This is a genomic window from Nonomuraea typhae (assembly GCF_009760925.1).
Lineage (GTDB): Bacteria > Actinomycetota > Actinomycetes > Streptosporangiales > Streptosporangiaceae > Nonomuraea > Nonomuraea typhae.
Window position 1 is genome coordinate 214,484 of sequence record NZ_VRLV01000016.1, and the last position, 13,576, is coordinate 228,059.

The following is a 13,576-nucleotide window of genomic DNA, read 5'->3' on the forward strand; positions in this document are numbered from 1 at the left end:
TGGTCGTGCCCGACGTAACGGAATCTTCTTCGACGCGTCGGCGGCGCTTTGGGGGTGGGGCCATGAACCCGGTGCTGGAGCCGTTGTTCCGGACGGTCAGGGCTACCCATCCCAAGGCCGACCTGCGCCTGATCGAGCGTGCCTACGATGTGGCGGCCTACCACCACCGCGACCAGAAGCGGAAGAGCGGCGACCCGTACATCACCCACCCGCTGGCCGTGGCCACGATCCTGGCCGAGCTGGGCACCGACGACGAGACGCTGTGCGCCGCGCTGCTGCACGACACGGTCGAGGACACCGCCTACGGGCTGGAGGAGCTGCGCGGCGACTTCGGCGACACGATCGGCTCGCTGGTCGACGGCGTCACCAAGCTGGACAAGGTCAAGTTCGGTGACGCCGCGCAGGCCGAGACCGTGCGCAAGATGGTCGTGGCGATGTCGCGCGACATCCGGGTGCTGGTCATCAAGCTGGCCGACCGGCTGCACAACATGCGCACGATGCGCTATCTGCCCGAGCACAAGCGGCAGCAGAAGTCCCGCGAGACGCTGGAGATCTTCGCACCGCTGGCGCACCGGCTGGGCATGAACACGATCAAGTGGGAGCTGGAGGACCTCGCCTTCGCGATGCTCTACCCCAAGCGCTACGACGAGATCGCGCGCATGGTGTCGGAGCGGGCGCCGCGGCGCGACCTGTTCCTGCAGGAGGTCATCGAGAAGGTCTCGGGCGACCTGCGCGAGGCGAAGATCCGCGCGGTGGTCAAGGGCCGGCCCAAGCACTACTACTCGGTCTACCAGAAGATGATCGCCAGAGACGTCGCCTTCGACGACATCTACGACCTGGTGGGCATCCGAGTCCTGGTCGACAGCGTGCGCGACTGCTATGCGGCCCTCGGAACGATCCACGCGCGATGGAACCCGGTGCCGGGCCGGTTCAAGGACTACATCGCGATGCCCAAGTTCAACATGTACCAGTCGCTGCACACCACGGTGATCGGTCCCGAGGGCAAGCCGGTCGAGCTGCAGATCCGCACCCACGCGATGCACCACCGGGCCGAGTACGGCGTGGCCGCCCACTGGAAGTACAAAGAGGAGGTCGGCGCCGCCACGCCCGCGGGCAAGGTCAAGCCGGGCAGCGACATGGCCTGGCTGCGCCAGCTTCTCGACTGGCAGAAGGAGACCTCCGACCCGGGTGAGTTCCTGGAGTCGCTGCGCTTCGACCTGTCGGTCTCCGAGGTCTACGTCTTCACCCCGCGCGGCCAGGTCGTGGCGCTGCCGGAGGGCGGCACCCCGGTCGACTTCGCCTACGCCGTCCACACCGAGGTGGGCCACCGCTGCATCGGCGCCCGCGTCAACGGCCGCCTGGTGCCGCTGGAGTCGCGGCTGGGCAACGGCGACACGGTCGAGATCTTCACCTCGAAGTCGCCGGACGCCGGCCCGTCACGCGACTGGCTGAAGTTCGTCAAGTCGGGCCGGGCCCGCAACAAGATCCGGCAGTGGTTCTCCAAGGAGCGCCGGGAGACCGCGATCGAGGCGGGCAAGGAGGCCATCGGGCGGGCCATGCGCAAGCAGGGGCTGCCGCTGCAGCGCCTGATGTCCGGCGAGGCGCTGCTGGCGCTCTCCCGCGATCTGCGCTATCCGGACGTCTCCGCCCTGTACGCGGCCGTGGGGGAGGGGCACATCGCCGCCCAGGCGGTCGTGCAGAAGCTCGTGGCCTCCATCGGGGGCGTGGAGAGCGCCGAGGAGGACATCGCCGAGACCTCGCTGCCCACCCGCCTCAAGGGCCGTCCGCGGGGCGGCGGCGGGGCCGGGGTGGTCGTGGCCGGCGACGCCGACGTGTGGGTGCGGCTGTCGAAGTGCTGCACACCGGTGCCCGGCGACGAGATCGTCGGCTTCGTCACCCGCGGGCACGGCGTCTCGGTGCACCGGGCCGACTGCAGCAACGTGCAGCAGCTCAAGGAGCAGCCCGACCGGCTGGTGGAGGTCAGCTGGTCGCCCAGCGAGGACTCGGTCTTCCTGGTGGCCATCCAGGTGGAGGCCCTCGACCGGCCGCGCCTGCTCTCCGACGTCACCCGGACGCTGTCGGACCAGCACGTCAACATCCTGTCGGCGTCCGTCACCACCTCGCGGGACCGGGTGGCGATCAGCAAGTTCACCTTCGAGATGGGCGATCCCAAGCACCTGGGGCACGTGCTGAAGGCGGTGCGCAGCATCCAGGGCGTCTTCGACGTCTACCGGGTCAGCGGCGCGGGCGGCTGAGGGCCACCGGGCACCCCCGAACCGGGCGTCGCGAAAGGCGCCGGGCCGGGAGTTCCGGCCGGCGCCCTTCTCGGCACGGCCTCAGCTGAATTCGGCGAGCGTGCGCTCGGCCTCCTCCAGCCAGGAACGGCGGGCGGCCAGCCCCTCCTCGGCCTCCTTGATGTCCTTGGCCCGCCCCGCTGCCTGGGCCTTGGCCAGGCGCTTCTCGAGCTGCTCGATCGAGGTGCGGAGCTGGTCGACGGTGCTCTGGGCGCGGGCGCGGGCCTCGGGGTTGGAGCGCTTCCACTCCGCGTCCTCGGCCTTGCGGACCGCCTCGTCGATCTTGCGCAGGCCGCCTTCGAGCCGGTCGCGCTGCTCGCGCGGCACCGGTCCGACGGCCTCCCAGCGCTCCAGCAGCGAGCGCAGCCCGGCGCGGGCGGCACGCACGTCGGTGACCGGCAGGATCTTCTCGGCCTCGATGAGCAGTTCCTCCTTGGCCTCGGCGTTGGCCGCCAGCGAGGCGTCGCGCTCGGCGAAGACTGCCGAGCGCGCCTGGAAGAACTGGTCCTGCGCGCCCTTGAAGCGGGCCCACAGCTCGTCCTCGGCCTCGCGGGAGGCCCGGCCGGCCGCCTTCCAGCGCTGCATGAGCTCGCGGTAGATCGAGGCGGTGGGACCCCAGTCGGTGGAGTCGGCCAGTTCCTCGGCCTCGGCGACGATGGCCTCCTTGGCCGCGCGCACGCCCTCACGCTGCTCGTCGAGCCCGGCGAAGTACGCCTTGCGCCGCTTGGCGAAGGCGGTGCGGGCGGCCGACAGCCGCTTCCACAGCCCCGCCTCGGTGGCGCGGTCGATGCGGTCGGCCGCCTTCCACTCGTCGACGAGCTGGCGCAGCCGCTCGCCGCCGGACTTCCAGTGGGTGGTCTCCTCGGCGATGCGCTCGGCCTCGGCGACGATGCGTTCCTTGACCGCCTTGGCCTCGACGCGCGCCTGCTCGCGGGCGGCCTTCACCTCCTCACGGCGGTGTGCGACCAGCTCCGACAGCCCGTCGAGGCGGGCCGTCAGCGCGGCCAGGTCGCCGATGGCGTGGGCGTCGGCGACGGCTTCGCGCAGCTTGACGATGCCGGCCTCGGCCTGGGCGGGCGCCAGATCGGTGCCCTTGACCCGCTGCTCCAGCAGTTGCACCTGCCCGGCCAGCTCGTCGTACTTGCGATGGAAGTAGGCCAGCGCTTCCTCGGGTTCACCGGCCTGCCAGGAGCCGACGGCCCGCTCTCCCTCAGCCGTACGCACGTAGACGGTGCCGTCGTCGTCTACCCGGCCCCACGGGTCGGTGCTCACCGTGTCCTCCCGCACTTTCCATCAGACCCTTCGGGACGTCCCGTCCCTAGTTGTATTACGTCAGCTCTTGCCAGAGATTGTCACGTCTTTGAGTTGGAGGGTTTCCTTGGGTGCTCCCGTTCCGTCCGGGCCCGGAGTGATAACGCCCGCCTTGTTCACCTTGTCGAGAATGTCGAGCCCCTTGGTGATCGTACCGACTGGCGTGTAATCCGGGGTGAGTCCGATGTCGCCGTACACCAGGAAGAACTGGCTTCCGGTCGAACCGGGCGCGCTGGTCTTGGCCATCGCCATCACCCCGCGCTTGTACGCGGCGCCCTGAAGGTTCTCCTCGGCCATCACGTACCCGGGGCCGCCCATGCCGTCGGTCTGGCCCTTGCCGTCGGCCTTGGCCGTCGGGTCGCCGCACTGCAGCATCGGGAACTTGTCGTTGCCAAGGCGGTGACACTTGCTGCCGTCGTAGTAGTTCTTCTTCGCCAGGAACTCCAGCGAGTTGACCGTGCACGGCGCCTTGGCGTTGTTGAGCTCCACCTGGATCTCGCCCAGGTTCGTGGTGAAGGTCAGCGTCTTGGTCGCCGGCTTGTCGCTCGCCTTGGCAGGAGGCATGCCGACATCCTTCACCGTGCCGTTCTTGTCGGCCACATACCCGCACTTGCCGGTCTTCGGGTCGTACGGCGCGGCCGCCGCGACCTGGCTCGGCGAGGTGCTGGGCATGCCGGTCTCCGGCGCCGACGGCGTGGGCGTGCTCGCCGCGTCCGTGCCGGAGTTCCCGTTGAACAGCGCCACGGCGGCCACGATGCCGCCGACCACGACGACGACGCCTATGCTGGAGCCGATGATGGCGGTGCGCTTGGCTCGCTGCTCGCGCTCGATGCGGCGCTGCAACTGCCGCTCGTGGTGTTCGCGCGCCAGCTGCTTCTGCCGGTCCTTCCCCGTGGCCACCGCTTTGCCTCCCATAGTCAATCAACTGAGGTGGGCGAATCGTATCGGCCAATGGGTAATGGTTCGCAGCCCGGCGACCCGCACCGGTACCCTTCGGTTACATTCCCATTGGCTTTTTCAACAAGATCAGCTGAGGCAGATGCTCATCGCAGGGTTCCCCGCAGGGGCGTTCCAGACTAATTGTTACGTCGTCGCGCCCGCAGCAGGCGAGGAGTGCGTGATCGTCGACCCTGGTCAGGAGGCCGCCGACGGCGTGGAGGAGCTGCTGCGCGAGCACCGGCTCAAGCCGGCGGCGGTGCTTCTGACCCACGGGCACCTCGACCACGTCTGGTCGGTCGCCCCGGTGTGCGGCGCGCGTGACATTCCCGCCTGGATCCACCCGGAGGACCGCCATCTGCTGAGCGATCCGGCCGCCGGCTGGTCCGGCACCTCGGCCCAGTTGTTCGGCGGCATCACGCTGAGCGAGCCCGACGACGTCAGGGAGCTCGCCGACGGCGCCGTGCTGAAGCTCGCCGGCCTGGAGCTCGTGGTCGACCACACGCCCGGCCATACCAGGGGGTCGGTGAGCTTCCGGCTGCCCGAGGACGAGATCATGTTCTCCGGTGACCTGTTGTTCGCCGGCTCCATCGGCCGCTCCGACCTTCCGGGCGGCGACTATCCGACCCTCCTGCGCAGCCTGGCCGCCAAGTGCCTGCCGCTGCCGGATGAGACGATCGTCCTGCCGGGCCACGGACCACAGACCACGATCGGCCGCGAGCGCGCTACGAACCCTTATCTGAAGGAAGCAGCGCCGCACGCCGGTCCCACACGAGGGATCTAATGAGCTTCCAAGCACCCAAGGGCACCTTTGACTGGCTGCCGCCCAAGTCGGAGCGGATCCTCGCCGTGCGCGAGACCCTGGTCGCGCCGGTACGGCAGGCGGGCTACGGCTACATCGAGACGCCCACCTTCGAGGACACCGAGTTGTTCGCCAGGGGCGTGGGCGAGTCCACCGACATCGTCTCGAAGGAGATGTACACCTTCCCCGACAAGGCGGGCAGGTCGCTGACCCTGCGCCCCGAGGGCACCGCCTCGGTCGTGCGCGCCGTCCTGCAGCACGGCCTGCACAACGGCCAGCTGCCGGTGAAGCTGTGGTACTCCGGCAGCCAGTACCGCTACGAGCGTGCGCAGAAGGGCCGCTACCGCCACTTCTGGCAGGTCGGCGCCGAGGCGCTGGGGGCCGAGGACCCGGCGCTGGACGCCGAGCTGATCGTGCTGGCCGCGCGCGGCTTCGCCGGGCTCGGCCTGCGGAACGTCACGCTGCTGCTCAACACGCTCGGGGACAAGGTGTGCCGCCCGGTCTACCGGGCCGCGCTGCAGGAGTTCCTGCGCGGCCTGGACCTGGACGAGACCACCCGGCAACGCATCGAGATCAACCCGTTGCGCGTGCTGGACGACAAGCGGCCCGAGGTCCAGGCCCAGCTCGAGGGCGCGCCGCTGGTCGTGGACCACCTGTGCGCGGCGTGCAAGGCCTACCACGAGGACGTCAGGGCGCTGCTGAGCGCGACCGGCGTGGCCTTCACCGACGACCCCAGGCTGGTGCGCGGCCTCGACTACTACACGCGCACCACCTTCGAGTTCGTCCACGGCGGCCTCGGCTCGCAGTCGGCGGTCGGCGGCGGCGGGCGCTACGACGGGCTCAGCGAGATGCTCGGCGGCCCCGCGCTGCCCAGCGTCGGCTGGGCGCTGGGCGTCGACCGCACGTTCCTGGCCATGGAGGCCGAAGGGCTGCTGGAGGACGCTGCCGCGAGCCGCGTTCAGGTGTACGGTGTCGCGCTGGGTGACGACGCCAGGCGCCGGATGTTCCTCCTGGTGGACGAGGTACGCCGGGCGGGCATCAGCGCCGACATGTCCTTCGGCGGCAAGGGGCTCAAGGGCGCGATGAAGGGCGCCGACCGTTCCGGCGCCCGCTTCGCGCTGATCCTGGGCGAGCGTGACCTGGCGGCGCAAGCCGTACAACTGAAAGACCTGACCACCGCTGAGCAGACCGAGGTGCCTCTGGCCCGGGTCGTGGACGTTCTGAAGGGGAAAGTGCAGTGATCCGCACGCATAAGGCCGGGGAGCTCCGCAAGGAGCATGCCGGGCAGCAGGTGACGCTCGCAGGATGGGTGGCCCGCCGCCGAGACCATGGCGGCGTGGTCTTCATCGACCTGCGTGACGCCTCCGGCTCGGCCCAGGTGGTCTTCCGCGAGGAGGACCACGCCCACGACCTGCGCGCGGAGTACTGCGTGAAGGTGGTCGGCGAGGTGCGCGTGCGGCCCGAGGGCAACGCCAACCCCGATCTGCCCACCGGCGAGATCGAGGTCGTCGCCGCCGAGGTCGAGGTGCTCAGCGAGGCGGCGCCGCTGCCGTTCCCGATCGAGGGCAGCACCGGGGTGTCGGAGGAGGCGCGGCTGAAGCACCGCTACCTCGACATCCGCCGCGCTTCGGTGGCGCACGCCATGCGGGTGCGCTCCAAGGCCACCTTCCTGGCCAACCAGGTCATGGACGAGCTCGGCTTCGTGTACGTCGAGACGCCCACGCTGACCCGCTCGACGCCCGAGGGCGCCCGTGACTTCCTGGTGCCGGTGCGGCTGCAGCCGGGCAGCTGGTACGCGCTGCCGCAGTCGCCGCAGCTGTTCAAGCAACTGCTGCAGGTGGCCGGCCTGGAGCGGTACTACCAGCTGGCCAAGTGCTATCGCGACGAGGACCTGCGCGCCGACCGGCAGCCGGAGTTCACCCAGATCGACATCGAGATGTCCTTCGTCGACCAGGAGGACGTCATCGCGGTCGGCGAGAGGCTGATCGGCCGGGTGTGGAAGGAGATCCTCGGCTACGAGATCCCCGTGCCGCTGCCCCGGATGACCTACGCCGACGCGATGGCCCGCTACGGCTCCGACAAGCCGGACCTGCGCTTCGGCCAGGAGCTGGTCGAGGTCACCGAGTACTTCAAGGACACCGCCTTCCGCGTCTTCCAGGCCGAGTACGTCGGCGCGGTCGTCATGCCGGGCGGCGCCGCGCAGACGCGCAAGGAGCTGGACGGCTGGCAGGACTGGGCCAAGTCCCGCGGCGCCAAGGGCCTGGCCTACGTGCTGGTCCAGGAGGACGGCACGCTGGGCGGCCCGGTGGCGAAGAACCTCTCGGCGCAGGAGCTCGGCGGGCTCGCCGCCTTCGTCGAGGCGGCGCCCGGTGACGCGATCTTCTTCGCCGCCGGGGCCAGGAGCGCCTCCCGCGACCTGCTCGGCGCCGCCCGGCTGGAGATCGGCCGCCGCTGCGGCCTCATCGACGAGTCGCTGTGGTCGTTCCTGTGGGTCGTCGACGCCCCGATGTTCGAGGAGGACGGCGAGGGCGGCTGGACCGCGGTCCACCACCCCTTCACCGGTCCCAAGCCGGAGTACGCCGCCGACTTCCAGGACCAGCCCGGCGAGGCCCTGGCCTACGCCTACGACATGGTCTGCAACGGCATGGAGATCGGCGGCGGCTCGATCCGTATCCACCGGGCCGAGATGCAGCAGCGCGTCTTCGACGTGCTCGGCATCTCCAAGGAGGAGGCCGAGAGCAAGTTCGGCTTCCTGCTGGACGCCTTCCAGTACGGCCCGCCCCCGCACGGCGGCATCGCCTACGGCTGGGACCGCATCTGCATGCTGCTGGCCGGCGGCGAGTCGATCCGCGACGTGATCGCCTTCCCGAAGACGGCCTCCGGCTTCGACCCGCTGACCAGTGCGCCGACGCCCATCACGGCCGAGCAGCGCAAGGAAGCCGGCGTCGACGCCAAGCCCAAGGAGTGACCCTCCGGATGCCCGCCCCCCGGTGAGGGAGGCGGGCGTCCGGCTTCGTGTGGAAGGCCCCCCGTGCTGAGGTTCGCCGGCCTTGCCGTGCCCAAGCCGCTGCGCCGCCACCAGCAGCGGGCCCTGGCCGAGCTGGCGGCGGCGTTCGCGGCCGGGCGGCGCCGTGCCTGGGTGGTGCTTCCGCCGGGCGCGGGCAAGACGCTCACGGGGCTGGAGGCGGCCCGCAGGCTGGGCGCCCCGATCGTGGTCTTCGGCCCCAACACCGCCATTCAGGGCCAGTGGCTGGCCGAATGGCACGGGTACGGCGCGGCCGCCCGCGCCGGCACCTCGCGCGCCCTGGAGGCCGACGTCACGGTCCTGACCTACCAGGCGCTGGCCAGCTTCGACCCCGACGCCGAGATCGACGAGGAGGGCGGCGAGCGGCCATCCCACCTGGACCGGCTGCGCCCGCAGGGCCGTGAGCTGGTGGCCAGGCTGGCGGCGCTGGGCGAGGTGACGCTGCTGCTGGACGAGTGCCACCACCTGCTCGACACCTGGGGCGAGCTGCTGGCCGAGGTCCTGCGCCAGTTGCCCGACGCGTACGTGATCGGCCTGACCGCCACCCCGCCGGACCGGCTCACGCCCGCGCAGGCCGGCCTGGTCGGCGAGCTGTTCGGGCCGGTGGTGCGCGGCCCGTCGATCCCCGCCGTGGTCCGCGAGGGCCATCTGGCCCCCTACGCCGAGCTGGCCTGGCTGACCTGCCCTACCGCGCACGAGCAGGCGTGGCTGGCCGCCGAGGCCGAACGCTTCACCGAGCTCACCACCGACCTGCTCGACCCCGGCTTCGCCACCGTGGGCTTCCTGGAGTGGCTGGACAAGCGCCTGGTCGAGCGGGGCGGCGACACGATGACCTGGCAGCGGCTCGAACGGCAGGAGCCCGCCCTGGCCGCCGCCGCCCTGCGGCTGCACCACGCCGGGCTGCTGCCGCTGCCCGAGGGGGCCAGGGTCAGGGAGGAGCACCGCCACCGGCCCGCCGCCGGCGACTGGGTGTGCCTGCTGGACGACTACGTACGCCGCTGCCTGCGCCGCAGCGGCGAGCCCGCCGACGCCGCCGCCGTCGAGGCGATCCGCCGGGCGCTGCCCTCGATCGGCTACCAGCTGACCGCTCGGGGCGTGCGGGCCGGCCGTACCCCGGTGGACCGGGTGGTGGCGCGCAGCGAGGCCAAGACCGCGGCCGTGGCCGAGATCCTCGCCGCCGAGCACGACGCGCTGGGGGAGCGGCTGCGCGCCCTCGTGCTGTGCGACCACGAGCGCGCCACCGCCACGCTGCCGGCCCGCCTGTCCGGCGTGCTGCACGCGCAGGCCGGCTCGGCCCGGCTGGTGCTGGAGACGCTGGCCGCCGACCCGCGCACCGCGCGCCTGAACCCCATGCTCGTCACCGGCCGCACCGTCGCCGCCCCGGCGGTCACGGCCGCCGCCTTCGCCGCGTTCTGCGCGGGCAGCGCCCGCCTGGACCCGATTGCGCCGGGAGCCGGCGGCGTGGTGGAGCTGACCGGCGCCTGGACCAGCCGCGCCTGGGTCGCGCTCGCCACCCGGTTCCTGGAGTCCGGCGGCTGCTCGATCCTGGTCGGCACCCGGGCGATGCTGGGCGAGGGCTGGGACGCCAAGGGCGTCAACACGGTCGTGGACCTCACCGAGGCCACCACGCCCGGAGCCGTCGTCCAGTTGCGCGGCCGGGCGCTGCGGGCCGATCCGTCCTGGCCGGAGAAGGTGGCCAACACCTGGTCGGTGGTCTGCGTCAGCGCCGAGCACCCCAAGGGCAACGCCGACTGGGAGCGGTTCGTGCGCAAGCACGACGGCTACTTCGGGCTGACCGACTCGGGGACCATCGCCGCCGGCGTCGCCCACGTCCATCCGGAGCTGTCGCCGTACGCCCCGCCGCCGGTGTCCGGCTTCGACCGCTTCAACGTGGCCATGCTGGAGCGGGCCGCCGACCGGGCCCGGGTGCGCGCGCTGTGGCGGGTCGGCACGCCGTACGAGGATCGCCCGGTGCACACGCTGCGCGTGGAGGCCGCCACTGGGCCCGCCGCCGCGCACGCGGACTGGGCCGCGCCGCCGCCGGCCGTACCTGCCGAGCACGGGATCAGCCCCAGGCCCCGGCTGGCCGGGCGGCCCCATCGGCTGGCGGGCCTGGCCGGATGGGCCGCCGGCACGGGCGCGTGGCTGGCCGCCTCGGGCACGCTCGAGGCGCTGCCCCTGGGGGCCCTGGGCGGGCTGCCCGCCGCCGCGCTCGCCTTCCTCCTGGTACGGCGGCGCCGTCGCGGCACCGCGGGCGAGGCGGCGCTGCGCGAGGCGGCCGGGCGCTTCGACCTGGCCGCCATCGCCTGCGCGGTGGCCGACGGGCTGCACGCGGCGGGGAAGCTGCCCGAGGGGGCGCCGGCCGTGCGCGTGGAGCCGGACGGCACCGGCGCCTACTGGATCGAGCTGGCCGGGGTGCCCGAGGATGCCTCCCGGCTGTTCACGCTGGCGCTGGACGAGGTGCTGGCCCCGCCCGTCGCGCCGCGCTACCTGGTGCCCCGCTATCTGGTCACGCCCGGGCGCCGGGAGGGCAGGCTGCTCATGGCGGGCAGGCCGGAGCCGAACCCGGTCGTCCACCACGCCGTCCCCGAGGCCCTGGGCGAGCGCAGGAAGGACGCCGAGACCTTCGCCAGGGCGTGGAACCGCTGGGTCAGCCTCGGCGCCCCGGTCTACGCGCGCTCGCCCGAGGGCGCCGGGCTGCTGGCGGCGCAGGCGGGCGGCTCACCGCTGGACGTGGCCACCGCCCTCCGCCTCACCTGGCGCTGAGCCGTACCGCGAACGCCTCAGAAACGGACGGGCAGTCGCGTCAGGCCCCGCACCACCGAGCCCGTCAGCCGCCACGTGAGCTCCTCGTCGGCGCAGCCCAGCTCCAGGCCCGGCAGGCGGGCCAGCAGCGTGCCGATGGCGATCCGCCCCTCCAGGCGGGCCAGCGGCGCGCCCAGGCAGAAGTGGACGCCGTGGCCGAAGGCGAGGTGGCGGTTGTCCTGGCGGGTGATGTCCAGTTCGTGCGGGATGGAGGTGACGGCCGGGTCGTGCGCGGCGGCGCCCAGCGAGATGTGGACCATCGCGCCGCGCGGGATCGCGAGCCCGCCGAGTTCCACGTCCTCGGCGGCGAAGCGCGGCGTGGAGCGCTCGACCGGGCCGTCGAAGCGCAGGAACTCCTCCACGGCCGAGGGCAGCAGTTCCGGCTCCCCGCGCAGCAGCGCGAGCTGGTCGGGGTTGCGCAGCAGGGCGAGCACGCCGTTGCCGATGAGGTTGACGGTGGTCTCGTGCCCGGCGATGAGCAGCAGGGTGAGCGTGGACAGCAGTTCGCGCTCGTCCAGCTCGTCGCTGCCGGCCAGCGCGGTGACGAGGTCGTCGCGCGGCTGGGCGCGGCGCTCGGCGATGAGGTCGGCGAAGTAGGCGTTGATGTTGCGCGCCGCCGCCCGGCGCCGTGCCGTCCCCTCGGCGTCGAAGGCGGGGGTGACCAGCAGCCCCGACCATTCGCGGAACTGCTCGCGGGCCTCGGCGGGGACGCCGAGCAGCTCGCAGATGACGATGATGGGCAGCGGGAAGGCGAACTCGTCGATGAGCTCGGCCCTGCCGTTCATCTCCATGGCGTCGATGAGCTCGTCGGTGATCTCCTGGACGCGCGGGCGCAGGGCTTCCACGCGGCGCGGGGTGAAGTCCTTGGCGACCACGCGGCGCAGGCGGGTGTGGTCGGGCGGGTCGACCTGGAGCATGTTCGACTGGAAGAGGATGTCGTCGTCCTCGGCGAACCGGCGGAAGTACTCGCCGAAGGCCGAGATGTCCTTCGACAGCCTGGGGTCGTTCAGCGCGGCGCGGCCCAGCTCGTGGTCGACGACCAGGAACGCGTTCATCCCCGGCGGGAAGTCGATCGGGTGCACGGGACCCGATTCGCGAAGCTTGTCGTAGGCGGCGTACGGGTCCCGGCTGAACTCGGGGGTGAACAGGAACTCGAATGGCAGTTTCTCCGGCACGGGGTTCACCCTAGAACGCCACGGGCAGCGCCGAGAGCGAACGCAGAACCGAGCCGCTGAAGCGCCAGGTCAGCTCGTCCTCGCGGCAGTCGAGCCGCAGGCCGGGCAGGCGTTCCAGCAGCGCGGTGAAGGCGATCTGACCTTCCAGCCTGGCCAGCGGGGCGCCCAGGCAGAAGTGGATGCCGTGGCCGAAGGCGACGTGCCGGGGTTCGGGGCGGGCCACGTCGAGCCCGTCGGGGGCGTCGTTGGCCGCCGGGTCGCGGCCGGCGGCGGCGATCGCGACGTGCACGAAGGAGGTCTTGGGGATGTGCACGCCGGCGATCTCCAGGTCCTCGAGCGCCATGCGGAACGTGGCGCGCTCGACCGGGGCGTCGAGGCGCAGGAACTCCTCCACCGCGTTCTGCACCAGCTCGGGGTGCGCCCTGAGCAGCGCGAACTGCTCCGGCGCGCGCAGCAGGGCGAGCGTGCCGTTGGCGATGAGGTTGGCGGTGGTCTCGTGCCCGGCGATGAGCAGCAGCGCGAGCGTGGAGACCAGCTCGGCACCGCCGAGTTCGGGGCTGGCGAGGAGCGCGCTGACCAGATCGTCGGCGGGCGCGGCCCGGCGTTCGGCGACCAGGGCCTCGAAGTAGCCGCGCAGCGCGTCGTTGGCCGCCCGGCGCCTTTCGTGCTGCTCGGGCGTGTGGGCCGGTTCGACCAGCGTGCCCGACCACGCGCGGAAGTCCTCGCGGTCCTCGCCCGGCACGCCCATCAGCTCGCAGATGACGATGATGGGCAGCGGGAAGGCGAACGCGGAGATCAGCTCGGCGTGGCCCTCGTCCTGGATGCGGTCGAGGAGTTCGGCGGTGATCTGCTCGATCCTGGGCCGCAGGCGCTCGACGCGGCGCTGGGTGAACGCCCCCTGGGCGACCTTGCGCAACCGGGTGTGGTCCGGAGGATCGGACATGAGCATGTTCTCGGCCAGGACCTGGTTGCTCTGCGTGACCGACTCCAGGAACCCCGGCGGCCCCGAGCGCAGGTCCTTGGACAGGCGCGGGTCGGCCAGCGCCGCCCGCCCGTGCTCGTAGTCGACCACCAGGTATCCGCTGTGACCCGGCGGGAAGCCGACGCGATGCACGGGCCCCCTGGCGCGCAGGGCCGCGTACACCGGATACGGATCGGCCCGGAAGGCGGGGGAGGCGAAGAACTCGAAAGGCGGGTCTTCCGGCATGGCGGCCACTCCTTAGGGTCC

9 protein-coding genes are annotated in these 13,576 nt (G+C 72.0%); 5 read left to right on the forward strand and 4 right to left on the reverse strand.

Going from position 1 to position 13,576, the window contains the following annotated elements; genetic code table 11:
- Positions 1–62: 62 nt before the first annotated feature.
- Positions 63–2,255, forward strand: a complete 2,193-nt coding sequence (locus FVE25_RS43210) for a RelA/SpoT family protein (RefSeq protein WP_157253312.1) — start codon at positions 63–65, stop codon at positions 2,253–2,255.
- 81 nt (positions 2,256–2,336) lie between these two features.
- Here the strand turns inward: FVE25_RS43210 and FVE25_RS43215 are convergent, their stop codons facing one another.
- Positions 2,337–3,566 (reverse strand): DUF349 domain-containing protein, encoded by a 1,230-nt coding sequence (locus FVE25_RS43215; protein ID WP_157253313.1) that lies wholly within the window; start codon positions 3,564–3,566, stop codon positions 2,337–2,339.
- Between the two features lie 60 nt (positions 3,567–3,626).
- Complete coding sequence (locus FVE25_RS43220; RefSeq protein ID WP_246268341.1) at positions 3,627–4,505, reverse strand: peptidylprolyl isomerase; 879 nt, start codon at positions 4,503–4,505, stop codon at positions 3,627–3,629.
- 139 nt (positions 4,506–4,644) lie between these two features.
- Between FVE25_RS43220 and FVE25_RS43225 the strand changes: the two genes are divergently transcribed.
- From FVE25_RS43225 to FVE25_RS43240, 4 genes are all read left to right on the forward strand, one after another.
- Positions 4,645–5,325, forward strand: coding sequence for an MBL fold metallo-hydrolase (locus tag FVE25_RS43225; RefSeq protein ID WP_157253315.1), 681 nt, complete (start codon positions 4,645–4,647; stop codon positions 5,323–5,325).
- A complete protein-coding gene (gene hisS, locus FVE25_RS43230) occupies positions 5,325–6,584 on the forward strand; it encodes a histidine--tRNA ligase (protein ID WP_157253316.1) in 1,260 nt (419 codons plus the stop codon). The genes FVE25_RS43225 and hisS overlap by 1 nt, the downstream gene beginning before the upstream one ends.
- Complete coding sequence (gene aspS, locus FVE25_RS43235) at positions 6,581–8,311, forward strand: aspartate--tRNA ligase (RefSeq protein ID WP_157253317.1); 1,731 nt, start codon at positions 6,581–6,583, stop codon at positions 8,309–8,311. Before hisS ends, aspS begins: the two co-directional genes overlap by 4 nt.
- Before the next feature lie 63 nt (positions 8,312–8,374).
- The gene (locus FVE25_RS43240; protein WP_157253318.1) at positions 8,375–11,134 is read left to right on the forward strand and encodes a DEAD/DEAH box helicase family protein; all 2,760 of its coding nucleotides are present in this window, start codon (positions 8,375–8,377) and stop codon (positions 11,132–11,134) included.
- A 17-nt stretch (positions 11,135–11,151) separates the two neighbouring features.
- Here FVE25_RS43240 and FVE25_RS43245 read toward each other — a convergent pair whose 3' ends face one another.
- Positions 11,152–12,348 carry a cytochrome P450 family protein gene (locus FVE25_RS43245; protein WP_246268343.1) on the reverse strand — a complete coding sequence of 399 codons (1,197 nt, stop codon included), beginning with the start codon at positions 12,346–12,348 and terminating at the stop codon, positions 11,152–11,154.
- A 10-nt stretch (positions 12,349–12,358) separates the two neighbouring features.
- On the reverse strand, positions 12,359–13,555 hold the full coding sequence (locus FVE25_RS43250) for a cytochrome P450 family protein (RefSeq protein ID WP_157253320.1): 1,197 nt from the start codon (positions 13,553–13,555) through the stop codon (positions 12,359–12,361).
- Positions 13,556–13,576 lie beyond the last annotated feature (21 nt).

Coding starts and splice junctions, on each gene's coding strand:
- FVE25_RS43210 (WP_157253312.1), top strand. CDS start 63: ATGAACCCGGTGCTGGAGCCGTTGTTCCGGACGGTCAGGGCTACCCAT.
- FVE25_RS43250 (WP_157253320.1), bottom strand. CDS start 13,555: ATGCCGGAAGACCCGCCTTTCGAGTTCTTCGCCTCCCCCGCCTTCCGG.
- FVE25_RS43225 (WP_157253315.1), top strand. CDS start 4,645: ATGCTCATCGCAGGGTTCCCCGCAGGGGCGTTCCAGACTAATTGTTAC.
- hisS (WP_157253316.1), top strand. CDS start 5,325: ATGAGCTTCCAAGCACCCAAGGGCACCTTTGACTGGCTGCCGCCCAAG.